Source organism: Streptomyces sp. NPDC001056, assembly GCF_053598955.1.
In genome coordinates this window covers 1-22,119 of sequence record NZ_JBSFLI010000017.1, presented here as the reverse complement: position 1 = coordinate 22,119, position 22,119 = coordinate 1, and the positions used below count along the sequence as shown (strand labels likewise).

At 72.4% G+C, this 22,119-nt stretch carries 18 protein-coding genes and 1 pseudogene; 12 read left to right on the top strand and 7 right to left on the bottom strand.

The features are described from left to right. Positions 1 to 24: 24 nt before the first annotated feature. Positions 25 to 1,488 (top strand): 3' terminal RNA ribose 2'-O-methyltransferase Hen1, encoded by a 1,464-nt coding sequence (locus ACWDD7_RS20720; RefSeq protein ID WP_450458404.1) that lies wholly within the window; start codon positions 25 to 27, stop codon positions 1,486 to 1,488. After that, positions 1,485 to 4,025: a polynucleotide kinase-phosphatase gene (locus ACWDD7_RS20715; RefSeq protein ID WP_450458403.1), complete on the top strand. Its 2,541-nt coding sequence runs from the start codon at positions 1,485 to 1,487 to the stop codon at positions 4,023 to 4,025. The genes ACWDD7_RS20720 and ACWDD7_RS20715 overlap by 4 nt, the downstream gene beginning before the upstream one ends. Before the next feature lie 130 nt (positions 4,026 to 4,155). Here the strand turns inward: ACWDD7_RS20715 and ACWDD7_RS20710 are convergent. Next, positions 4,156 to 4,680: pseudogene (locus ACWDD7_RS20710) on the bottom strand (SPFH domain-containing protein); the annotation flags it as partial. A 207-nt stretch (positions 4,681 to 4,887) separates the two neighbouring features. On the opposite strand from ACWDD7_RS20710, the gene ACWDD7_RS20705 reads away from it, so the two are divergent. The 3 genes from ACWDD7_RS20705 to ACWDD7_RS20695 all read left to right on the top strand — a co-directional run bounded on the left by ACWDD7_RS20705 (position 4,888) and on the right by ACWDD7_RS20695 (position 8,825). Next, positions 4,888 to 6,111, top strand: coding sequence for an arginine deiminase (locus ACWDD7_RS20705; RefSeq protein WP_450458401.1), 1,224 nt, complete (start codon positions 4,888 to 4,890; stop codon positions 6,109 to 6,111). Between the two features lie 87 nt (positions 6,112 to 6,198). Continuing rightward, positions 6,199 to 7,206, top strand: a complete 1,008-nt coding sequence (argF, locus tag ACWDD7_RS20700; RefSeq protein ID WP_351875038.1) for an ornithine carbamoyltransferase — start codon at positions 6,199 to 6,201, stop codon at positions 7,204 to 7,206. Positions 7,207 to 7,361: 155 nt separating this feature from the next. Continuing rightward, positions 7,362 to 8,825, top strand: coding sequence for an amino acid permease (locus ACWDD7_RS20695; RefSeq protein ID WP_450458400.1), 1,464 nt, complete (start codon positions 7,362 to 7,364; stop codon positions 8,823 to 8,825). Here ACWDD7_RS20695 and ACWDD7_RS20690 read toward each other — a convergent pair. Next, positions 8,785 to 9,237 (bottom strand): ATP-binding protein, encoded by a 453-nt coding sequence (locus ACWDD7_RS20690; RefSeq protein ID WP_392211659.1) that lies wholly within the window; start codon positions 9,235 to 9,237, stop codon positions 8,785 to 8,787. The genes ACWDD7_RS20695 and ACWDD7_RS20690 overlap by 41 nt on opposite strands. 303 nt (positions 9,238 to 9,540) lie before the next feature. Here ACWDD7_RS20690 and ACWDD7_RS20685 point away from each other — a divergent pair, with 303 nt between their 5' ends. From ACWDD7_RS20685 to ACWDD7_RS20675, 3 genes are all read left to right on the top strand, one after another. Further along, positions 9,541 to 10,368, top strand: a complete 828-nt coding sequence (locus ACWDD7_RS20685) for an enoyl-CoA hydratase family protein (RefSeq protein WP_392211660.1) — start codon at positions 9,541 to 9,543, stop codon at positions 10,366 to 10,368. Positions 10,369 to 10,374: 6 nt separating this feature from the next. After that, positions 10,375 to 12,669: a bifunctional salicylyl-CoA 5-hydroxylase/oxidoreductase gene (locus ACWDD7_RS20680; protein WP_450458399.1), complete on the top strand. Its 2,295-nt coding sequence runs from the start codon at positions 10,375 to 10,377 to the stop codon at positions 12,667 to 12,669. Between the two features lie 405 nt (positions 12,670 to 13,074). After that, a complete protein-coding gene (locus ACWDD7_RS20675) occupies positions 13,075 to 13,296 on the top strand; it encodes a hypothetical protein (RefSeq protein WP_450458397.1) in 222 nt (73 codons plus the stop codon). 761 nt (positions 13,297 to 14,057) lie between these two features. Here the strand turns inward: ACWDD7_RS20675 and ACWDD7_RS20670 are convergent. Further along, positions 14,058 to 15,266, bottom strand: a complete 1,209-nt coding sequence (locus ACWDD7_RS20670; protein ID WP_450458396.1) for an alpha/beta hydrolase family protein — start codon at positions 15,264 to 15,266, stop codon at positions 14,058 to 14,060. A gap of 145 nt (positions 15,267 to 15,411) precedes the next feature. Between ACWDD7_RS20670 and ACWDD7_RS20665 the strand changes: the two genes are divergently transcribed. Further along, positions 15,412 to 15,825: a hypothetical protein gene (locus tag ACWDD7_RS20665; RefSeq protein WP_450458395.1), complete on the top strand. Its 414-nt coding sequence runs from the start codon at positions 15,412 to 15,414 to the stop codon at positions 15,823 to 15,825. A gap of 18 nt (positions 15,826 to 15,843) precedes the next feature. Here the strand turns inward: ACWDD7_RS20665 and ACWDD7_RS20660 are convergent, their stop codons facing one another. Both ACWDD7_RS20660 and ACWDD7_RS20655 read right to left on the bottom strand, forming a co-directional pair. After that, the gene (locus ACWDD7_RS20660; RefSeq protein WP_351875062.1) at positions 15,844 to 16,662 is read right to left on the bottom strand and encodes a PaaX family transcriptional regulator; all 819 of its coding nucleotides are present in this window, start codon (positions 16,660 to 16,662) and stop codon (positions 15,844 to 15,846) included. Positions 16,663 to 16,677: 15 nt separating this feature from the next. Further along, positions 16,678 to 18,270: an AMP-binding protein gene (locus tag ACWDD7_RS20655; RefSeq protein WP_450458393.1), complete on the bottom strand. Its 1,593-nt coding sequence runs from the start codon at positions 18,268 to 18,270 to the stop codon at positions 16,678 to 16,680. Positions 18,271 to 18,425: 155 nt separating this feature from the next. Between ACWDD7_RS20655 and ACWDD7_RS20650 the strand changes: the two genes are divergently transcribed. From ACWDD7_RS20650 to ACWDD7_RS20640, 3 genes are all read left to right on the top strand, one after another. After that, positions 18,426 to 19,559: an acyl-CoA dehydrogenase family protein gene (locus ACWDD7_RS20650; protein ID WP_450458392.1), complete on the top strand. Its 1,134-nt coding sequence runs from the start codon at positions 18,426 to 18,428 to the stop codon at positions 19,557 to 19,559. Continuing rightward, entirely contained in the window at positions 19,556 to 19,954 is a 399-nt protein-coding gene (locus ACWDD7_RS20645) for a RidA family protein (RefSeq protein ID WP_351875071.1), read from the top strand. The genes ACWDD7_RS20650 and ACWDD7_RS20645 overlap by 4 nt, the downstream gene beginning before the upstream one ends. Positions 19,955 to 20,044: 90 nt before the next feature. Further along, positions 20,045 to 20,470: a DUF6299 family protein gene (locus tag ACWDD7_RS20640; protein ID WP_450458391.1), complete on the top strand. Its 426-nt coding sequence runs from the start codon at positions 20,045 to 20,047 to the stop codon at positions 20,468 to 20,470. 93 nt (positions 20,471 to 20,563) lie between these two features. Here the strand turns inward: ACWDD7_RS20640 and ACWDD7_RS20635 are convergent, their stop codons facing one another. Both ACWDD7_RS20635 and ACWDD7_RS20630 read right to left on the bottom strand, forming a co-directional pair. Beyond that, complete coding sequence (locus ACWDD7_RS20635; protein WP_450458390.1) at positions 20,564 to 20,791, bottom strand: acyl-CoA carboxylase subunit epsilon; 228 nt, start codon at positions 20,789 to 20,791, stop codon at positions 20,564 to 20,566. A gap of 11 nt (positions 20,792 to 20,802) precedes the next feature. Continuing rightward, positions 20,803 to 22,119: acyl-CoA carboxylase subunit beta (locus tag ACWDD7_RS20630; protein ID WP_450458389.1), on the bottom strand; the 1,317-nt coding region annotated here is incomplete at its 5' end.

Below are 22,119 nucleotides of genomic sequence, written 5' to 3'. Positions count from 1 at the left end.
CTTGGGGCAGCCAGACTCGGACACGTGTTCCTGACGATCTCCACCAGCGGCGACGCCGCCGACCCGGCCACCGACCTCGGGTACCTGCTGCACAAGCACCCCGGCAAGGTCCAGCGATTCTCCACGTCCTACGGCACCGCGCACGTCTTCTACCCAGAGGCGGACGACGCGCGCTGCACGGCCGCCCTGCTGCTGGAGACCGATCCCGCGGCGCTGATACGGCGCGCCAAGGGCAAGGGGCGCGGCGGCGCCCCCGACGCCGCGCTCGCGCAGTACGTCAACGACCGGCCCTACGCCGCGTCCTCCCTGCTCGCCGTCGCGCTCAGCGGTGTCTTCTCCAGCGCGATCCGCGGTGTGTGCGCCGCCCGCCCCGAACGGGCCGCCGCCCCGCTGCCGCTGCGCATCGAGGTCCCGGCCCTGCCCGCCCGCGGCGCCGCCGCGCTCGTACGCCGGCTGTTCGAGCCGCTGGGCTGGACGGTGGACGCCGAACCGGTGCCGCTGGACACGGAGTTCCCGCAGTGGGGCGACTCGCGGTACGTCCGTCTCGTGCTGGAGTCCGAGACGCTGACCCTCGCCGCCGCGCTGCGCCACCTGTACGTCCTGCTGCCGGTCCTCGACGACGCCAAGCACTACTGGGTCTCCGCCGACGAGGTCGACAAGCTGCTGCGGGCCGGCGAGGGCTGGCTGCCCGGCCACCCGGAGCAGCAGCTGATCACCAGCCGTTACCTCTCCCGCCGCTGGTCGCTGACCCGGCAGGCGCGCGAGGCACTGGAGCTGGTGCGGCTCGCCGAGGCCGACGACAGCGAGGTCGAGGAGATCGACAACGCGGTCGGCGAGGAGACCGAGGCGGAGGAGAAGCCGACCCCGCTCGCGGTCCGGCGCCGCGAGGCGATCGTCACCGCGCTGCGCGCCTCCGGCGCCGCCCGGGTGCTCGACCTCGGCTGCGGGCAGGGACAGTTGGTGCAGGAGCTGCTGAAGGACGCGCGGTTCACCGAGATCGTCGGCGTCGACGTGTCCGTACGGGCGCTCACCATCGCCTCCCGGCGGCTGAAGCTCGACCGCATGGGCGAGCGGCAGGCGTCCCGCGTCCGTCTGGTGCAGGGCTCCCTCGCCTACACCGACAAGCGCCTCAAGGGGTACGACGCCGCCGTGCTCAGCGAGGTGATCGAGCACCTCGACCTGCCCCGGCTGCCCGCGCTGGAGTACGCCGTGTTCGGGCACGCCCGCCCCCGCACGGTCGTCGTGACCACCCCGAACGTCGAGTACAACGTCCGCTGGGAGACCCTGCCCGCGGGGCACGTCCGGCACGGCGACCACCGCTTCGAGTGGACCCGCGCGGAGTTCCGCGACTGGGCGGCCACGGTCGCCGAACGGCACGGATACGACGTGGAGTTCGCGCCCGTCGGCCCCGACGACCCCGAGGTGGGACCGCCCACCCAGCTGGCCCTGTTCACCCGCACGACCGAGAAGGAGGCGAAGGCGGCATGAGCCGGACACGCGACGGACGGGTCCTCCCCGTCACCGACCTCTCCCTCGTGGTCCTCGTCGGCGCCTCCGGGTCCGGCAAGTCCACCTTCGCCCGGCGGCACTTCAAGCCCACCGAGGTGATCTCCTCCGACTTCTGCCGCGGACTGGTCTCGGACGACGAGAACGACCAGAGCGCCACCCGCGACGCCTTCGACGTCCTGCACTACATCGCCGGCAAGCGGCTCGCCGCGGGCCGCCGCACCGTCGTGGACGCCACCAGCGTGCAGCAGGACAGCCGGCGCCAGCTGATCGAACTGGCGCGGAAGCACGACGTGCTGCCCATCGCCATCGTGCTCGACATGCCCGAGGAGGTGTGCGCCGAGCGCAACGCGGCCCGCACCGACCGCGCCGACATGCCGCGCCGGGTCATCCAGCGGCACATCCGCGAACTGCGCCGCTCGCTGCGGCACCTGGAGCGCGAGGGCTTCCGCAAGGTGCACGTCCTGCGCGGGGTGGAGGAGGCCGAGCGCGCCACCGTCGTCACCGAGAAGCGCTTCAACGACCTGACCCACCTCACCGGCCCCTTCGACATCATCGGCGACATCCACGGCTGCTCCGCCGAACTGGAGTCGCTGCTCGGCAGGCTGGGCTATGAAGACGGCGCCCACCCCGAGGGCCGCACCGCCGTCTTCGTCGGCGACCTGGTCGACCGCGGCCCGGACTCCCCGGGGGTGCTGCGCCGCGTGATGTCCATGGTCGAGGCGGGGAACGCGCTGTGCGTGCCGGGCAACCACGAGAACAAGTACGGCCGTCACCTCAAGGGCCGCAAGGTCCAGCCCACCCACGGCCTCGCCGAGACCATCGCCCAGATGGAGGGCGAGAGCGAGGAGTTCAGGGCGCGGGTGCGGCAGTTCCTCGACGGGCTGGTCAGCCACTACGTCCTCGACGGCGGCAGGCTGGTCGTCTGCCACGCCGGCCTGCCCGAGAAGTACCACGGCCGCACCTCGGGGCGCGTCCGCTCGCACGCCCTGTACGGCGACACCACCGGCGAGACCGACGAGTTCGGACTGCCCGTGCGCTATCCGTGGGCCGAGGACTACCGGGGCCGGGCGGCGGTCGTCTACGGCCACACCCCGGTGCCTGAGGCGAGCTGGCTCAACAACACGATCTGCCTGGACACCGGTGCCGTCTTCGGCGGCAAGCTGACCGCGCTGCGCTGGCCGGAGCGCGAGCTGGTCGACGTACCGGCCGAGCGCGTCTGGTACGAGCCGACGCGCCCGCTGCGCGCCGAGGCGCCCGGCGGACAGGACGGACGCCCGCTGGACCTCGCCGACGTGTACGGACGCCGGGCCGTGGAGACCCGGTACGCCGGGATGGTCGCGGTGCGCGAGGAGAACGCGGCGGCGGCCCTGGAGGTCATGAGCCGCTTCGCGATCGACCCGCGCCTGCTGCCGTATCTGCCGCCGACCATGGCGCCGACGGCCACCTCCGAGGTGGACGGCTATCTGGAGCACCCGCGTGAGGCGTTCGCGCAGTACGCGGCGGACGGTGTCGCGCGGGTGGTGTGCGAGGAGAAGCACATGGGCTCGCGGGCCGTGGTCCTGGTGTGCCGGGACGCGGCGGCGGCGACGAAGCGCTTCGGCGTGGACGGGCCGAGCGGCGCGCTGTACACCCGTACCGGGCGCCCCTTCCTCGACGACGCGAAGATGACGGAGGAGATCCTCGCCCGCCTGCGCACGGCCGTGTCCGGCGCCGGTCTTTGGGCCGAACTGGACACCGACTGGCTGCTGTTGGACGCCGAACTGATGCCGTGGTCGCTCAAGGCGTCGGGTCTGCTGCGCAGTCAGTACGCGGCCGTGGGCGCCGCGTCCGGGGCGGTCTTCCCGGGTGCGCTGGCCGCGCTGGAGGCGGCGGCGGGCCGGGGCGCGGACGTGGGCGAGCTGCTGGACCGGCAGCGCGAACGCGCGGCGGACGCGGCCGCGTTCACCGCCGCGTACCGGCGCTACTGCTGGACCACCGACGGCCTCTCCGGCGTCCGCCTGGCCCCCTTCCAGGTCCTCGCCGCCGAGGGCCGCAGCCTCGCCGCGCTCCCGCACGACGAGCAACTGGCCCTGCTGGACCGCCTGGTGGAGCACGACGGTACCGGCCTCCTGGCCACCACCCGCCGTCTGTACGTCGACACGGCCGACCCCGAGTCGGTCGCCGCGGGCGTCGACTGGTGGCTGGAGATGACCGGCCGCGGCGGTGAGGGCATGGTCGTCAAGCCCCTCTCCGCCCTGTCCCACCGCCCGGACGGCCGCCTGGTCCAGCCCGGCATCAAGTGCCGGGGCCGCGAGTACCTCCGCATCATCTACGGCCCCGAATACACCCGCCCCGCCAACCTCACCCGCCTCCGCAAGCGTTTCCTCAACCACAAACGCTCCCTCGCCCTGCGCGAGTACGCCCTGGGCCTGGAGGCGCTGGACCGCCTCGCGGCCGGCGAGCCGCTGTGGCGGGTCCACGAGGCGGTGTTCGGCGTGCTGGCCCTGGAGTCGGAGCCGGTGGACCCACGGCTGTAGGCGGCGGGTCGCGCGCGGGGACGTCGCTCCTTCATGCCACCAGCCGCAACCGCTCCCCCCGCACCCCCACCCGTACCGTCTGCCCCCACGTCAGCTGGAGCGCGTCCGTCTCGATGCCGCCGCCGAAGGCTTCCGGGCGTACGGCCACCGCACGGACGGCGACCACCTCGATGCCGGTCGCCGGCAGCCGGGGCTCCGCGGCGAGCCCGGCCGCGAGCCGTTCGCGCACCGCGCTCACCCCGTCGGTCGGCGCGGCCGACAGCGGCGACCGGGCCAGCACGTCCAGGGCGTGCTCCTGTGCCGTCTCCGTGAGCAGGGTGGCCAGTTGCTCCAGCGGCGTGCCCCGCCAGGCGCCCGTGTCCGGGTCGACGGAGAAGTCGAGGCGGGCGGCGGCGGCGAGTGCCGGGTCGCCGATGCGGTAGGTGACCGTCGCCTGCACCGTCACGTCCTGGAAGTCGGCCGTACGGCCGTGGAACGTCATCGCCAACTCGCGGTCGCCCACCGGGACTTCGGACAGCGATGCGGTCAACGGGCGGAACCAGAAGCTGAGTCCGGGGCCGTCGTGCACCAACCGCCCGGAGCGGTGGGGGCGGACGTGCGCCGTCGGCGTACCGCGCAGATGGCGCAGGCCGGGGCGCCGGGTGATGTCGGCCATGGGTTCCCCCTCGCTTCTTTTCGTCGTTGGGACGATAAATGGTCCGCCCGATTCTCATCAAGAGGACGAGAACTCCCCGGAGGGAAGGGCCGGGAATCCGCGGCAAGGGGGCGCGAAAGCGGACCAGGGGAACGGGGGAGGCGACGAGTGCGTGCCGAAATGGTCGACAGGAGGGTGAATCCGGTCCCCGATGGTCAGGATGGTCACATGGGATTCCATGTCGACTCCGAGGCCGGGCGGCTGCGCCGCGTCATCCTGCACCGGCCCGATCTTGAGCTCAAAAGGCTCACCCCCAGCAACAAGGACGCCCTCCTCTTCGACGACGTCCTCTGGGTGCGCCGGGCCCGCGCCGAGCACGACGGGTTCGCCGACGTGCTGCGCGACCGGGGCGTCGCCGTCCACCTCTTCGGCGATCTGCTGGTCGAGACCCTGAAGCTGCCCGATGCCCGCGCCCTGGTCCTGGACCGTGTCTTCGACGAGCGCGAGTACGGCCCCCTCGCCATCGCCCACCTGCGCGCCGCGTTCGAGAACCTGCCCGCGCGGGAGCTGGCCGAGACCCTCGTCGGCGGCATGACCAAACGGGAGTTCCTGGCGGCGCACGCGGAGCCGACCTCCGTCCGCTTCCACGCGATGGACCTGGACGACTTCCTCCTCGCCCCGCTGCCCAACCACCTCTTCACCCGGGACACCTCCGCCTGGATCTACGACGGGGTCGCCATCAACGCCATGCGGCTGCCCGCCCGGCAGCGGGAGACCGTGCACTTCGAGGCGATCTACCGGTACCACCCGCTCTTCCGCGGTGAGCGCTTCCATGTCTGGTCCCGGGGACAGGCCGACTACCCCTCCACCATCGAGGGCGGCGACGTCCTGGTGATCGGCAACGGCGCGGTCCTCGTCGGCATGAGCGAGCGCACCACCCCGCAGGCCGTGGAGATGCTGGCGCACAAGCTGTTCGCGGCGGGCTCCGCGCGGACGATCGTCGCGCTCGACATGCCCAAGCGGCGCGCCTTCATGCACCTCGACACGGTGATGACGATGGTCGACGGCGACACCTTCACCCAGTACGCCGGGCTCGGCATGCTGCGCTCGTACACCATCGAGCCGGGGGCGGGCGAGAAGGAGCTGAAGGTCACCGACCACCCGCCGGAGCACATGCACCGCGCGATCGCCGCCGCCCTCGGGCTCGGCGAGATCCGGGTGCTGACCGCCACCCAGGACGTGCACGCGGCCGAGCGCGAGCAGTGGGACGACGGCTGCAACGTGCTCGCCGTCGAACCCGGCGTCGTGGTCGCCTATGAACGGAACTCGACCACCAACACCCATCTGCGCAAGCAGGGCATCGAGGTCATCGAGATCCCGGGCAGCGAGCTGGGGCGGGGCAGGGGCGGCCCGCGGTGCATGAGCTGTCCGGTGGAGCGGGATCCTGTGTGAGGAGGTGCACCTCACAGGACTGCATAAGTTTACTAAAGGTCGTATAGAATTTCAGAGTCCTTACAGTCGTACCCCTGGAGCGCCCCCATGGCGACAGTCCCGACCGCCCTCGCCGGCCGCCCCTTCCTCAAGGAGCTGGACTTCACCGAGGAGGAGTTCCGCGGCCTGATCGAACTGGCCGCCGAGCTGAAGGCCGCCAAGCGGGCCGGGGCCGAGGTCCAGCACCTCCGGGGCCGCAACATCGCGCTGATCTTCGAGAAGACCTCGACGCGCACCCGCTGCGCGTTCGAGGTCGCCGCGGCCGACCAGGGCGCCCACACGACGTACCTCGACCCGGCCGGCTCGCAGATCGGGCACAAGGAGTCCGTGAAGGACACCGCCCGCGTGCTCGGCCGGATGTTCGACGGCATCGAGTACCGCGGAGACAGCCAGGCCAAGGTCGAGGAACTGGCCGCCCAGGCCGGCGTGCCCGTCTACAACGGCCTCACCGACGACTGGCACCCCACCCAGATGCTGGCCGACGTGCTCACCATGACCGAGCACTGCGCCAAGCCGCTGACGGAGACCGCCTTCGCCTACCTCGGCGACGCCCGCTTCAACATGGGCAACTCCTACCTGGTCACCGGCGCCCTGCTCGGCATGGACGTACGGATCGTCGCCCCCGAGCAGTACTGGCCCGCCCCCGAGATCGTGGCCCGCGCCCGCGAACTGGCGAAGACCAGCGGCGCGGTGATCACCCTGACCGAGGACATCGCCGAGGGCGTCCGCGGCGCCGACTTCGTCGCCACCGACGTCTGGGTCTCCATGGGCGAGCCCAAGGAGGTCTGGGCCGAGCGGATCAAGGCGCTCGCGCCGTACGCCGTGACCATGGACGTCCTGCGCGCCACCGGCAACCCGGACGTCAAGTTCCTGCACTGCCTGCCCGCCTTCCACGACCTCGGCACCAAGGTCGGGCAGGAGATCCACGAGACGTACGGCCTGACCTCCCTGGAGGTCACCGACGAGGTGTTCGAGTCGGCGCACTCCGTCGTCTTCGACGAGGCCGAGAACCGCCTGCACACCATCAAGGCCGTGCTGGTCGCCACACTCGCGTGACAAGCCTGGTTCACGCCCCCGACCAGGGATTATCCTGACCGGCGGCCCCGGAGCCACCCATTCCGGAGCCGCCGCGGCGACCCCCGTCCCGCCGCTCGCACCGCGACCCGTCATCCGGTCGTCGCCCGCACCACCAGAAACGAGCACCACCCGCAATGCCCGCTCCCCGCATCAAGTCCCCCCACCTGCTCGTCGCCGAATCCGGCGCCGACCGCGAGGGACACGGCCTGAAGCGCACGATGGGCCTCTTCCAGCTCATCTGCTTCGGCGTCGGCGCCATCGTCGGCACCGGCATCTTCGTCGGCCTCTCCGACTCCGTCGCCCAGGCCGGCCCCGCCGTCGTCATCTCCTTCGTCCTCGCCGCGATCACCTGCGTCTTCACCGCCTTCTCCTTCGCGGAGCTGGGCGGCGCGATCCCGGTCTCCGGTTCCTCGTACTCCTTCGCCTACGCCGGCCTCGGCGAGTCCACGGCCTTCCTGGTCGGCTGGTGTCTGCTGCTGGAGTACGGCATCTCCATCTCGGCCGTCGCCGTCGGCTGGAGCCAGTACGTCAACGAACTGCTGCACAGCCTCACCGGCTGGCAGCTGCCCGCCCTGCTGTCGGCGGGCCCCGGCGACGGCGGGATCGTCAACCTGCCCGCGGTGCTCGTGATCGCCATGGCCTCCGTGCTGCTGGTGCGCGGCGTGCGCGAGAGCGCCCGCGCGACCGCCGCCATGGCCGCGGTCAAGCTGGTGATCCTGCTCGCCTTCTGCGTGATCGGCTACAGCGCCTTCAAGCACGGCAACCTCACCCCGTTCTCCCCGGCCGGCCTCGGCGGCATCGGCGCGGGCACCACCGCCGCGTTCTTCTCGTACATCGGCTTCGACGCGATCACCACCGCCGGCGAGGAGGCCAAGAACCCCCGTCGCGACATCCCCGTGGCGATCATGGTCTGCATGGGCATCGTGACGTTGCTGTACTGCGCGGTCGCGCTCGCGGCGATCGGCGCCATCGGCGGCAAGCAGGTCGCGGGCCGTCCCGCCGCCCTCTCCTACGTCGTCAACGAGGTCACCGGCTCGACCATCGGCGGCGGGGTGATCGCCTTCGGCGCGGTCGTCGCCATCGCCTCCGTCGTCCTCGCGGTGATGTACGGCCAGACGCGCATCCTGATGTCGATGTCCCGGGACGGCCTGATCCCGCGGGTCTTCGAGAAGGTCTCCCCGAGGACCTCCACGCCGGTCGCCGGCACGCTGATCGTCGCGATCGTCTTCGCGGTCCCGGCGGCCTTCGCCTCGCTCGACTCGGTGATGAACCTGTGCACCATCGGCACGCTCGCGATCATGGCGGTGGTGAACATCGCGGTGATGACCCTGCGCCGCCGCGAGCCGGGCCTGACCCGCAGCTTCCGGGTGCCGCTCTACCCGGTGGGCCCGCTGCTCGGCATCGCCTTCTGCCTGTACCTGATGTACGAGACCGGATGGCAGACCTGGATCCAGTTCGCGGTGTTCCTCGTGGTGGGCCTGGCCGTCTACGCCCTCTATGGCCGCCGGCACTCCACGCTGGCCCGCGACATGGCCGCGGAGGCCGGCCGGGGCGACGTCACAGCGGACGGCGCGGAGCGGGAACCACAGGCAGTGTGAACCACACCGCCTTGCCCCTCGGGGTGGGGCGGTGTCCGCAGGAGGCGCTGAGGGTGCGGATCAGCAAGAGTCCGCGCCCGCCCTCCTGCCACAGGTCGGGCTCTTCCATGACCGGCCGGGTCAGCTGGCCGGGCGGCGCGGGGTCGGGGTCGTGCACCTCGACCTGGCAGCCGGTCGGCAGCAGTTCCACCACCAGCTCTATCGGCCCCCGGCCCGCGGTGTGCTCCACCGCGTTGGCCACCAGCTCGGCCGTGAGCAGCTCCGCCGTGTCGCAGTCGGCCGCGTGCTCCACCTCGGAAAGGGCCGTACGCACCAGCGCGCGGGCCACCGGCACCGCCGCGGCGGTGTGCGGCAGCGCCATGCGCCAGGAGGCCGATTCGGTGGGGCGTTCGTGCAAGGCGAGTCCGTTCATGGAGCAGGCTGTCCTGCTTTCGACTGTAGGAATGGTACGGGCCCGGCCGCGCGAGACGGTCGGCGGGCTTCGCCCGGGACCCTCGCCCCGGTACCGGTCGCCCTACCCCGCCCGGCGCCCCGCCTCGCCCGCCGGGGCCCTCTGTTACGGCGCTGCAGCCGACCGGTGACAGCCGGCACGAACCGGCCGGGAGAGGCTTTCGCCGGGCCGGCTGTCGCGTACCCGTGACGACAGTCACAAACAAGTGATAACTTCGGGGGACTGCGCAACGTACGGCACCGCCACCCAAGGAGGCCGCACGTCATGAGTCCCTTCACCGGCTCCGCCGCCCGCACCGCCGACTGGGAGCACCTGCGCCTCCGGATCGCCGACGGGGTCGCCACGGTCACCCTCGCCCGACCCGACAAGCTCAACGCCCTCACCTTCGGCGCCTACGCCGACCTGCGCGATCTGCTGGCCGAGCTGTCCCGGGAGCGCTCGGTGCGCGCCCTGGTGCTGGCCGGGGAGGGGCGCGGGTTCTGCTCCGGCGGCGACGTGGACGAGATCATCGGCGCCACCCTCGCCCTGGACACCGCCGAGCTGCTCGACTTCAACCGGATGACCGGCCAGGTGGTACGGGCGATCCGCGAATGCCCCTTTCCCGTGATCGCCGCCGTCCACGGGGTCGCGGCGGGCGCGGGCGCCGTCCTCGCCCTCGCGTCGGACTTCCGCGTCGCCGACCCGAGCGCCCGCTTCGCCTTCCTCTTCACCCGCGTCGGCCTGTCCGGCGGCGACATGGGGGCGGCCTATCTGCTGCCCCGGGTCGTCGGCCTCGGCCACGCCACCCGCCTGCTGATGCTGGGTGAGCCGGTCCGCGCGCCCGAGGCCGAGCGGATCGGCCTGATCAGCGCGCTGACCGAGGAGGGCCACGCGGACGAGGCCGCGCAGGCCCTGGCCCGCCGCCTGGCGGAGGGCCCGGCCCTGGCCCACGCCCAGACGAAGGCGCTGCTGACGGCGGAGCTGGACATGCCGCTGGCGGCGTCGGTGGAACTGGACGCGGCGACGCAGGCGCTGCTGATGAACGGCGAGGACTACCGGGAGTTCCACGCGTCGTTCACGGAGAAGCGGGCGCCCAAGTGGCAGGGAAGGTGATCTCTCGTGCCGACGTCAGCCGTGCCCGCTCCCGCACGCGTCGCGATCATCGGCGGCGGCCCCGGCGGCCTGTACGCCGCCGCCCTCCTCAAGCGCCTCGACCCCACCCGTGAGGTGACCGTCTGGGAGCGCAACGCCCCGGACGAGACCTTCGGCTTCGGCGTGGTCCTCTCCGACGAGACCCTGGGCGGCATCGAACACGCCGACCCGGTCGTCTACGAGGCCCTGCGACGGCACTTCGTCCGCTGGGACGACATCGACATCGTCCACCGCGGCACCCGCCACACCTCCGGGGGCCACGGCTTCGCCGCCCTCGGCCGGCACCGCCTCCTGAAGGTCCTGCACGACCGCTGCCACGACCTCGGCGTACGGATCGACTTCCGCACCGCGGCCCCGCCCGCAGACCGCCTCCTCGCCGACCACGACCTCGTCATCGCCGCCGACGGAGTCCACAGCGCCACCCGGGAGACCTACGCCGACGTCTTCCGCCCCCGGATCACCGGCCACCGCTGCCGCTACATCTGGCTCGCCGCCGACTTCGCCTTCGACGCGTTCCGCTTCGAGATCGCCGAGACCGAGCACGGCGTGATGCAGCTGCACGGCTACCCGTACGCGCCCGACTCCTCGACGGTCATCGTCGAGATGCGCGAGGAGGTCTGGCAGGCGGCCGGATTCGACGGGACGGACCCGCGCGAATCGACCGAGCGCTGCGCCAAGATCTTCGCGGAGGCGCTGCGCGGCCGCCCGCTGCGCTCGAACAACTCGGCCTGGACGACATTCCGTACCGTCGTCAACGACCGCTGGTCGCACGGCAGGCTCGTACTCCTCGGGGACGCCGCCCACACGGCCCACTTCTCCATCGGCTCGGGCACGAAGCTGGCCGTGGAGGACGCGCTGGCGCTGGCCGCGTGCCTGCGGGAACAGCCGGACGTCTCCTCGGCGCTGGCCGCGTACGAGGAGGAACGCAAACCCGTCGTCGCCTCGACCCAGCGGGCCGCGCGGGCGAGCCTGGAATGGTTCGAGAACCTGGACCGGTACCGGGACCAGGCGCCCCGCCAGTTCGCCTTCAACCTGCTCACCCGCAGCCGCCGGGTCACCCACGACAACCTCAGGCTGCGCGACGCCCACTTCACCGAGTCCGTGGAGCGCGAGTTCGGCTGCCCGCCCGGCACGCCCCCGATGTTCACGCCGTTCCGGCTGCGCGGCCTGACCCTGCGCAACCGCGTCGTCGTCTCCCCGATGGACATGTACTCGGCCACCGACGGCGTGCCCGGCGACTTCCACCTCGTCCACCTCGGCGCCCGCGCGCTCGGCGGGGCGGCCCTGGTGATGACCGAGATGGTGTGCGTGAGCGAGCAGGGCCGCATCACCCCCGGCTGCGCCGGCCTCTACACCGGCCGCCAGACGGAGGCGTGGCGGCGCATCACCGACTTCGTGCACCGGCGGGCACCGGGCGCGGCGATCGGCGTGCAACTGGGTCACTCGGGCCGCAAGGGCTCGACCAGGCTGATGTGGGAGGGAATGGACGAGCCACTGCCCACGGGCAACTGGCCCCTGGTCGCCCCTTCCCCGTTGCCCTACAAGCCGGGCAGCCAGACGCCCCGCGAGCTGTCCCGCGCCCAACTCACCGATATCCGCGAGCAGTTCACCTCCGCCGCCTGGCGTGCCGCCCGTGCGGGCTTCGACCTCCTCGAACTCCACTGCGCCCACGGCTACCTCCTGTCCGGCTTCCTCTCCCCGCTCACCAACCGCCGCACGGACGCCTACGGCGGCTCCCTGGACCGGCGCCTGCGCTTCCCCCTGGAGGTCTTCGACGCCGTCCGCGCGGTGTGGCCCGCCGAACGCCCCATGACGGTCCGCATCTCCGCCACCGACTGGGCCGACGGCGGCACCACCGCCGAGGACGCGGTCGAGATCGCCCGCGCCTTCGCCGCCCACGGCGCCGACGCGATCGACGTCTCCACCGGCCAGGTCGTCTCCGACGAACACCCCGACTTCGGCCGCTCCTACCAGACCCCCTACGCCGACCGCATCCGCCACGAGGTCCGCGTCCCGGTGATCGCCGTGGGCGCCATCTCCTCCTGGGACGACGTCAACTCCCTGATCCTGGCGGGCCGCACCGATCTCTGCGCCCTCGCCCGCCCCCACCTCTACGACCCCCACTGGACCCTGCACGCCGCCGCGGAACAGTCCTACGACGGCCCCGGCGTCGCCTGGCCGACCCCGTACCGCGCGGGCAGCCGCCGCCCGCAGACCGGCCGGACGGACGCTCCCAAACCCCGTTTGTCATTCGACGGTTGAGGATTCGGCGCGGATGCGTCCACGCCCCGCGGAGGGACCGACGGGGCGAACCGCGGAGGCGGCGCGACAACGGACCGCAGGTGCCGACCCACCTTGCGGGTAATGCCGGCGTGGCCGGCATCTGCTGGCCCGGGCCCGGACCGGAACGGAGACACCGGATTCCCCGGGCGCCGACCCGGCCGTACACAGCACCCCGGCGCCTCTCCGAGCCGCCCTTTTTCTGCTGATCCGGGGGAATCCAGGGCAGCGAGCCCGGTCGTGCCCGCCGCAGCCGTGATCGGCGCAGGCCCAATTTAGCCTCAGCAGCTCGTGAAACCGCAGGTCAGAGGCGTGGAGCGGGCGCATCCCTCCCGATCTGTGCCGACGGCCACAGCGGACGGGGCGCAAGAAGGCGCATACTGAGCTATGACAAAGCCTGCCGCGTCGAAGCGCCATCTGCCCACCAGCCCCTTCAAGGCCCCGGTCGCACCGGTCCCCAAGCACTTCGCCCTGGGTGACCAGGTCACGCACGACATGTACGGCCTCGGTCGGGTGATCGGCGTGGAGGAGGGTGTCGCGGCACTCGTGGATTTCGGCTCGGCGCAGAAGCGGATCCTGAGCCCGTACACCAAGATGACCAAGCTGTAGGACCGCGGCGGCCGGTCACGGTACCCCAGGCCCCTTCGAGGACCTGTCACGAAAGAGAGTCCTCCCATCGACACGACATTCCTGTTCTCCTCCCCGGAGGGGCAGCCCCGCCGCCCCGCCACCGCCCCGCCGCCTCCGGCGACCAACCCCTTCAAGGCCCCTGACCTCGGGGAGGACGACACCTCGCCCCTGACGGACGCCCAGGAGCCCAGGGCGGCCTAGTGCAGCGCCGCGTTGATCCTTCGGGGGTTGCCGGTGTCCTTGAGCCTGCACAGTTGCACGTCGCTTCGTCGTCGCCGTTGATGACGGCGTCGATGGAGGCGTATCCGGCCCGCCAACGGACCTTGATCTCGTGATCTGTGGCCAGCGGGCGGCATGGGCGGTCAGACGCTGCTGCAAGGCTGCGGCCTTGACGGTGTTCGAGCTGGCCATGCCGCCATCTTGTCCGATCCGCCCCCGGCGACGGCACGCACCACGGCAGACTCGCGCACCGCACCGCACCGCACCGCGCCGTTCGGGCAGGTGCAGCGGGCTTCGGTGATCCTGGCACCGGCCGAGGCACCTGGTGCGCGGCCGGCCGACCCGACCAGCCGACCCGTCTGCTACGCCGCGGCCCGTTTGCCTCCGCGACGAACTGGCCGCGGCCATCGCCACCTTCGTCTTGACCTACGACGAACACGACGCCAAGCCCTACCGCTGGACCTACGACGGCAGCCCGCTCAAAGCCGCATGAACCCCCGAAGGACCAACGCGGCGCTGCACTAGTTCTGGAAGACTACTTCCGGATTGTTCGGCGAGGGGCCGTCCAGCAGCGGACTGTGGATCCCCTTCAGCGTCTGGTCGAAGAACGCTGTCACGTACTCGCGGGTGATCACCACCCCGCGTTCCGGGGAGAAGGGCGGCGCCGGGAACCCGGCCTCCTCCAGAAGCAGGTCCAGGTCGCTGAAGCTGAAGTGGTCGGCGCCGGCGACCGTCAGCCACTTCTTGTAGCCGCCGAGGGCGGCCCAGGCCTGCTCCCACACGGTGTAGTCGTCGCCGCCGGGCGCGTGGTTGACGGCCGCGCCCAGCATGAGGAACGGCCGGTTGATCTGGCCGGGCATCGGGGCCGGGTGGAACGTGCCGTCCATGTTCACTCCGGCCCGTACTCGCGGGTCGGCGATCATCGTGGTGGCGGCCGCCGCTCCGCCGAGGGAGTGTCCGGCCATGCCGATCTCGTGCTTGTCGATGAGGTGTGCCAGGGGCCACGCGGTATTGCCATGCGTCAACCGGTCGATCACGAAGGACACGTCCAGCGCGCGGCTGGCGGTGACGGAGTCGAAGTCGAGCGCCGGGTCATCGCAGATCGCGCACGGCGGCGTCTGGCCGTTCGCCAGCGTCTCGCCGCTGTCCTCGTAGGTGTGGCCGACGAGCGCGACGACGTAGCCGTGACTGGCCAGGTCGGTCGCGAGCGAGGTGAGCGTCATGCGCGGGTCCTCGTACGCGGGTGAGAGGATCACCAGCGGATGCTTGCCGTGTTGCGGCCGCGCGCCGTCGAAGGCGTGAGTGGTGACGCTGGAAAGGGTCTGTGGGGTGACGCCGTAGCTCGCCGGCAGCTTCTGGCGCTGGAGGACTCCGGCTGCCTCGGCGAGGGTCATGTAAGGGGCCGGAGTCCCGGTCCCGGGGACGGCCGGGTAGACCATCGTGACGGTCAGTCGGCGGGGGCCGGATGACGGCACCCACGGGTCGGGACGGCTCGCGTCGGTGAGGTGGATGACGTCCTCGCCGGCGGCGTAGGGGCCGGTCGGCGCGGGGAGCGTGCCTTGGAAGGACGGCGTGGGCGCGGTGGCCGTGGCCGGTGCGGTGTCGAACGCGTCCGTGGCCGCCGGTGTGGCCGACGGTGTGGTCGTGGCGGCGAACCCGGCGCCGGTTCCGGTGACGAGGGCGGCGAGCGCCAGCACCGCGACAGCGCTGATACGGCGATTGCGTTTCATGGGGTCGACGCTAGGTTCCGCAGCTCCCTATCGAGTCAGCCCATAGATGTAAACATTCTGCTGTCGTTCGTAGCCCCCGCGAGGTACCGGAGTCCTCCGCCGGGACTATGTGTTTGCCGTGGACGCGAGCGGCAACGCGGAGTTCATGAGTGGAGCGAACAGTGCCAACCATCAGGATTCCGCGTCCGCCAAGGCGCGGCAGGTCACGGCGAAGGTGACCGCGCCCGCGTCGCAGGCGGCGGACAGGGCGGCCGGGAAGTCCGGTGCCGTGGGGTCGGCGGCCGTGGGTGCCGCGCGGCGTACGGCCGGGGCGGGCACCGCGGCCGTACGCGGTGCGGCCGAGCGGGTACAGGCCGGACGCCAGGTCGTCATCGGGGCGTCGGGGCGGGCGGTGGCCGCCGCCAGGACGGCATGGACGGTGATCGCCCATCGGAAGGTCCTCGCCGCCGGTGCGGGTGCGGGCCTGTCGGCGCTGGGCGCCGCCTCGTACCTGGCGGGTCGCCGCGCGGGGCGCCGCACGCACGGTCCGATCACCCGGCTGACCGGCGGACGGATCTGACCCGGCGTCCGGGACCGTTCAGGAGGCCGGAAGCGCGAACCGCGCGCCCGCGTCACGCAGCCGTTCGTGCAGCGCGCGGAAGACGGCCGACGAGCGCAGGCCCGGCCAGTTCGGGGGGAGGAGTTCGGCGGGGAGGCCGGGGTCGGTGTAGGGGAGGTGGCGCCAGGAGTCGAGGGTGAGGAGGTAGTCGCGGTACGCGTCCTCGGGCGGGGTGTCCGCGCGGCGTTCCCAGGCGTGGAGCAGGGGGGCGTGGGTGTCCAGGAAGCGGACGTGCTCCTTGGCGATCGAGGAGAGGTCCCACCAGCGGGCGACCGCCTCCGGGGTGGGGGCGAAGCCCAGGTGGTCGCCGCGGAAGAAGTCGACGTAGGGGTCCAACTGGAGTCGGCGCAGGGTGTGTTCGGCCTCCTCGTAGAGGCGCGAGGGGGCGATCCAGACGCCGGGGGCCGCCGTGCCGAAGCCCAGGGCGGACAGGCGGGAGCGCAGGACGTGGCGCTTCTGGCGTTCCGTCTCCGGCACCGAGAAGACCGCGAGCACCCAGCCCGCGTCCTCGGGAGGCGCCGCGGCGTAGATGCGGCGGTCGCCGTCCTCCATCAACTGGAGCGCCTCGGGGGAGAGTTCGTAGCCCGCGGCGCCGGCCCCCGTGCGGGCGGGCAGGAGCAGGCCGCGGCGCTTGAGGCGGGACACCGAGGAACGGACGGAGGGTGCGTCCACGCCGACCGCGGCCAGCAGCCGGATCAGTTCGGCGACGGGCATCGGGCCGGGCAGGGAGCGGCCGTACGCGCCGTAGAGCGTGACGATGAGGGACCTGGGGGCGTGCTGCTCGGACACGATGATCATCTTAGGTCGTCGGCATCACTGCTGGTCACCAGGGTTGCGTAGGCGGAACCGCTGCAACTTGCCGGTGGCGGTGCGGGGGAGGGCGGAGAGGAAGACGAACTCGCGCGGGCATTTGTACGGAGCCAGCTCGGCCCTCAGGAACGCGCGCAGGGCCTCCGCGTCGCGGTCGGCGCCGTCGCGCAGCACCGTGTAGGCGACCACCACCTGGCCGCGTGCCTCGTCGGGGCGGCCCACCACCGCCGTCTCCACCACGTCCGGGTGGCGCAGCAGCGCGTCCTCCACCTCGGGCCCCGCGATGTTGTACCCGGCGGAGATGATCATGTCGTCGGCGCGCGCCACATAGCGGAAGTACCCGTCGGGCTCCCGGACGTACGTGTCCCCGGTGATGTTCCAGCCGCCGCGCACGTACTGGCGCTGGCGCGGGTCGGCCAGATAGCGGCAGCCGACCGGGCCGCGCACGGCCAGCAGTCCGGGCTCGCCGTCGGGCAGCGGCGCGCCGTCCGGGTCCTGCACCCGCGCCTCCCAGCCGGGCACCGGGACCCCCGTGGTGCCCGGTCTTGTCGCCTCGTCGGCGGCGGAGACGAAGATGTGCAGCAGCTCGGTCGCGCCGATGCCGTTGATGATCCGCACCCCGGTGCGCTCGTGCCACGCCCGCCAGGTCGCCGCGGGCAGGTTCTCCCCGGCCGACACACAGCGCCGCAGCGACGAGAGGTCGTGGCCGTCCAGCTCGTCCAGCATGGCGCGGTAGGCGGTCGGGGCGGTGAACAGGACCGAGACGCGGTGTTCGGCGATCGCGGGGAGCAGCCTGCGCGGGCCCGACTGTTCGAGGAGCAGTGCGCTCGCCCCGGCCCGCAGCGGGAAGACCACCAGTCCGCCGAGGCCGAAGGTGAAGCCCAGCGGGGGGCTGCCGGCGAAGACGTCGTCGGCGCGGGGGCGCAGGATGTGCCGGGAGAAGGTGTCGGCGATGGCCAGCACGTCCCGGTGGAAGTGCATGCACCCCTTCGGGCGGCCGGTGGTGCCCGAGGTGAAGGCGATCAGGGCGACGTCGTCGGAGGCGGTGTCGACCGCGGGGTAGGGGCTCATCGGCGTGGGGCGGTTGAGGAGGTCGTCGGGGGCGTCGCCGCCGTACGTCGTGATGCGCAGCCCGGGGATCTCCGCCTTCGCCAGGTCGTCCACCGCGCGGACGTCGCACAGCGCGTGGCCCACCCGGGCGATCTCGCAGATGGTCGCCAGTTCGTGCGGCCGCTGCTGGGCCAGTACGGTGACCGCGACCGCGCCCGCCTTGAGCACCGCCAGCCAACAGGCCGCGAGCCAGGGGGTGGTGGGGCCGCGCAGCAGCACCCGGTTGCCGGGTACGACGCCCAGCTCGCCGGTGAGCAGGTGCGCGATCCGGTCGACCCGTGCGCGCAGTTCGTCGTACGACCACGCGGGCCCGTCCGGGGTGCGGAAGGCCGGGCGGGTCCCGTCGCCGTGCCCGAGCAGCTCCACCGCGCAGTTCAGCCGGGCGGGGTAACGCAGTTCCGGCAGGTCGAAGCGCAGCTCGGGCCACTCCTGCGGCGGCGGGAGATGATCGCGCGCGAAGGTGTCCACGTGGGCCGAGAGATGCATGGCGGTTCGCCCCCTTGCCGTGACGGACGTCCGGACGGGCATTCCTGGTGGGCTCGCCGTTTGAGCGTATCGTGTTGGTGACGGCAGTCAACTGTGCGCGATAACGTCGTGAGGGTGGACGGTCGCCGTGGTCCGTCCCGGAGGGAGGACCGGCAGTGCCCGCATTCTCACTCGAACCGGAGCGGTCGGCCTGGTGCGCGGAGCTGCGCGCCCTCGCCGCCGAACGACTGAGCCCGCTCGCCGTCAAGGGGACCCCCGGACGCGTCAACCGGCCGCTGCTCGCCGAGCTGGGCCGACTCGGCCTGCTGGAGCGGTTGTTCGCATCGGACGCGCTCGACCTGTGCCTGATGCGGGAGTCGTTGGCGCAGGGCTGTACGGAGGCGGAGACGGCGCTCGCCCTGCAAGGGCTCGGCGCCCATCCGGTGCACGCGCACGGCAGTCCGGCGCAACGGGAGCGCTGGCTGCCGCGGGTCGCGGCGGGCGGCGCGGTCGCGGCCTTCGCGCTGAGCGAGCCGGGGGCCGGTTCGGACGCGGCCGCGCTGGCGCTCGCGGCGGAGGCCCGGGGGAAGGGGGAGTGGCGGCTCACGGGGGAGAAGTGCTGGATCTCCAACGCGCCCGAGGCCGACTTCTACACCGTCTTCGCGCGCACCTCGCCCGCCGCCGGCGCCCGGGGCGTGACCGCGTTCCTCGTCCCCGCCGACCGGCCCGGACTCACCGGCCGCGCGCTGGAGATGATCTCCCCGCACCCCATCGGCGCGCTCGACTTCGATGCCGTGCCCGTCACGTCGGACGACGTCCTCGGCGAGGTCGACCGCGGGTTCGCCGTCGCCATGGGGACGCTCAATCTGTTCCGGCCGAGCGTCGGGGCGTTCGCGGTGGGCATGGCGCAGGCGGCGCTGGACGCGACCGTGGCGCACACGCGCCGACGGGAGGCGTTCAAGGGGAGGTTGATGGACCTCCAGGCCGTCTCCCACCAGGTCGCGGAGATGGCGCTGCGCACCGAGGCGGCCCGGCTGATGGTGTACGCGGCGGCGACCGCGTACGACGAGGGCGCGCCCGATGTGCCCCGGCGCTCGGCGATGGCCAAGCTGCTCGCGACCGAGACCGCGCAGTATGTCGTCGACACGGCCGTCCAGTTGCACGGTGCGCGCGCGTTGCAGAGCGGCCATCTGCTCGAACACCTCTACCGCGAGGTGCGCGCGCCGCGCATCTACGAAGGGGCGAGCGAGGTCCAACGGAGCATCATCGCCAAGGAGTTGTACGCCGCGAACGAGGAGGAGACCCGGTGACGAGCGAACGCGTCAACCCGCCCGAGCTGTCCCCGCCCACCGGGTTCTCGCACGCCGTCGTCGCGGCCGGGTCCCGGGTGGTGTTCCTCGCGGGGCAGACCGCACTCGACACCGACGGGAAGATCACCGGCGACACGCTGGCCGAGCAGTTCGAACGGGCGCTGGACAACCTGCTCGCCGCCCTGCGCGCGGCCGGCGGCACGCCCGCGGATCTGGCCCGGGTCACGGTGTACGCCACGGATGTCGCCGCGTATCGCGCCCAGGCGCGGGAACTGGGGCGCCTGTGGCGGGCCGCGGCGGGCCGGGACTATCCGGCGATGGCCGTCGTGGAGGTCGTCCGGCTGTGGGACGAGGAGGCGCTGGTGGAGCTGGACGGGTTCGCCGTGCTGCCGTGACGCGCCACCGCCCGGGTGACGGTCACGCCCGCAGGGACGGGCGCCGGGTACCAGTGGAGCCTCTGAATCGGGACAAACCCGGAGGTACCCATGCCTGTTCGCCCCGCCCTCGCCGCGGCCCTCGGCGCCGCCGCCCTGCTGGCCCTCGCCGCGGGCCCGGCCTCCGCCGCCCCCGGCGAGTCCGTCACCGTCGACACGGTCGGCCGCCTCGCCGCCGACGGCACCGTCACCCTGACCGGCACCTACCGCTGCACCGGCAGCACCGGCCCGGTCTTCGTGACGTCCTCCCTGAGCCAGCGCGACCCCCGCCTCAAGCACGGCATCGGCGGCAGCATCGCGCGATGCGACGGTACGACCCACTCCTGGTCCGACTCCGGGACGGTCAGCGGCGAGACCCTCCAGCCCGGCGCGGCCCACGTCCAGGCCACGGTGATGGAACTGCGCCTGTCGGGCCTCGTCCCGCTGCCGGTGTTCCACGCCGTGACCGACCAGGACGTCACGTTGGTCCGGGGGTGAGCGGCGCCACCGGGACGCGCGTCCGGTCGTACCGCGGCACCCGGCCGTACGGCGGGCGCCGCCCTCCGCGCGCCCCGGCTGTTCGCCGGACCCCTACGCCCGCTGCCAGCTGTGCGGAGCGTGGAAGGAATGCGGGCGCCAGGAGGTCGTGCCGGGGGACGACGTGTCCGCGCCGGGGCCCGGCAGGGCGGTGCGGCTGAGCAGGAGGACGGTCAGGGCGGCCAGTTCCTCGTCGGTGGCCTCGCCCTTCTCGACGCGGATGGGGGGGACGGGGGAGACGGGGGAGACGGGGGAAAGGGGGGAGGGGATGGACACGGACATGGGGGCCTCCGTCACTGAGGGGGGTTTCCGTGTTTGCGGGCGGGGCTCTCCGCGTGTTTCGTGCGGAGCATCGCCAGCGACCTCACCAGGACCTCGCGGGTCTCGGCGGGGTCGATGACGTCGTCGACCAGGCCGCGCTCGGCGGCGTAGTAGGGGTGCATCAGCTCGGCCTTGTACTCCTTGACCAGCTCGGCTCGGCGGGCCTCGGGGTCCTCCGCCTCGGCGATCTGGCGGCGGAAGATGACGTTCGCGGCGCCCTCCGCGCCCATCACCGCGATCTCGTTCGTCGGCCAGGCGTACGTCAGGTCCGCGCCGATCGACTGGGAGTCCATGACGATGTACGCGCCGCCGTACGCCTTGCGCAGGATCAGGGAGATGCGCGGCACGGTGGCGTTGCAGTAGGCGTACAGCAGCTTCGCGCCGCGGCGGATGATGCCGCCGTGCTCCTGGCCGACGCCCGGCAGGAAGCCCGGCACGTCCAGCAGGGTGATCAGCGGGATGCTGAACGCGTCGCACATCTGCACGAAGCGCGCCGCCTTCTCGGACGCCTCGATGTCGAGCACGCCGGCGAGCGTCTGCGGCTGGTTGGCGATGATGCCGACGACCTGGCCGTCCAGCCGTCCCAGCGCGCAGATGATGTTGCGCGCCCAGCGCTGGTGCACCTCCAGGTACTCGCCGTCGTCGAGGATCTCCTCGATCACCTTCGTCATGTCGTACGGCCGGTTGCCGTCCTCCGGCACCAGGTCGGCCAGCGCCTCGCAGCGCCGGTCGGCCGGGTCGGCGCACTCCACCCGCGGGGGGTTCTCGCGGTTGTTGCCCGGGAGCATGGACAGGAGGTAGCGGACCTCCTCCAGGCACGTCTCCTCGTCGTCGTAGGCGAAGTGGCAGACGCCGCTCGTCTCGGCGTGCACGTCCGCGCCGCCCAGGCCGTTCTGGGTGATCTCCTCGCCCGTCACCGCCTTGACCACGTCCGGGCCGGTGATGAACATCTGCGAGGTCTCGCGGACCATGAAGACGAAGTCGGTCAGCGCGGGCGAGTACGCCGCGCCGCCCGCGCACGGACCCAGCATCACGGAGATCTGCGGGATCACTCCGGACGCGGCGGTGTTCCGGCGGAAGATGCCGCCATAGCCCGCGAGCGCGGTCACGCCCTCCTGGATGCGGGCGCCCGCGCCGTCGTTCAGGGACACGAGCGGCGCGCCGGCCGCGATGGCCATGTCCATGATCTTGTGGATCTTGGTGGCGTGGGCCTCGCCCAGCGCGCCGCCGAAGATCCGGAAGTCGTGGGCGTAGACGAAGACCGTACGGCCCTCGACCGTGCCCCAGCC

Excerpts from the sequence above, each read along its gene's own strand:
- ACWDD7_RS20715 (WP_450458403.1), top strand. The coding sequence starts at position 1,485 with ATGAGCCGGACACGCGACGGACGGGTCCTCCCCGTCACCGACCTCTCC.
- ACWDD7_RS20705 (WP_450458401.1), top strand. The coding sequence starts at position 4,888 with ATGGGATTCCATGTCGACTCCGAGGCCGGGCGGCTGCGCCGCGTCATC.
- argF (WP_351875038.1), top strand. The coding sequence starts at position 6,199 with ATGGCGACAGTCCCGACCGCCCTCGCCGGCCGCCCCTTCCTCAAGGAG.
- ACWDD7_RS20695 (WP_450458400.1), top strand. The coding sequence starts at position 7,362 with ATGCCCGCTCCCCGCATCAAGTCCCCCCACCTGCTCGTCGCCGAATCC.
- ACWDD7_RS20690 (WP_392211659.1), bottom strand. The coding sequence starts at position 9,237 with ATGAACGGACTCGCCTTGCACGAACGCCCCACCGAATCGGCCTCCTGG.
- ACWDD7_RS20685 (WP_392211660.1), top strand. The coding sequence starts at position 9,541 with ATGAGTCCCTTCACCGGCTCCGCCGCCCGCACCGCCGACTGGGAGCAC.
- ACWDD7_RS20675 (WP_450458397.1), top strand. The coding sequence starts at position 13,075 with ATGACAAAGCCTGCCGCGTCGAAGCGCCATCTGCCCACCAGCCCCTTC.
- ACWDD7_RS20670 (WP_450458396.1), bottom strand. The coding sequence starts at position 15,266 with ATGAAACGCAATCGCCGTATCAGCGCTGTCGCGGTGCTGGCGCTCGCC.
- ACWDD7_RS20665 (WP_450458395.1), top strand. The coding sequence starts at position 15,412 with ATGAGTGGAGCGAACAGTGCCAACCATCAGGATTCCGCGTCCGCCAAG.
- ACWDD7_RS20660 (WP_351875062.1), bottom strand. The coding sequence starts at position 16,662 with ATGATCATCGTGTCCGAGCAGCACGCCCCCAGGTCCCTCATCGTCACG.
- ACWDD7_RS20655 (WP_450458393.1), bottom strand. The coding sequence starts at position 18,270 with ATGCATCTCTCGGCCCACGTGGACACCTTCGCGCGCGATCATCTCCCG.
- ACWDD7_RS20640 (WP_450458391.1), top strand. The coding sequence starts at position 20,045 with ATGCCTGTTCGCCCCGCCCTCGCCGCGGCCCTCGGCGCCGCCGCCCTG.
- ACWDD7_RS20635 (WP_450458390.1), bottom strand. The coding sequence starts at position 20,791 with ATGTCCGTGTCCATCCCCTCCCCCCTTTCCCCCGTCTCCCCCGTCTCC.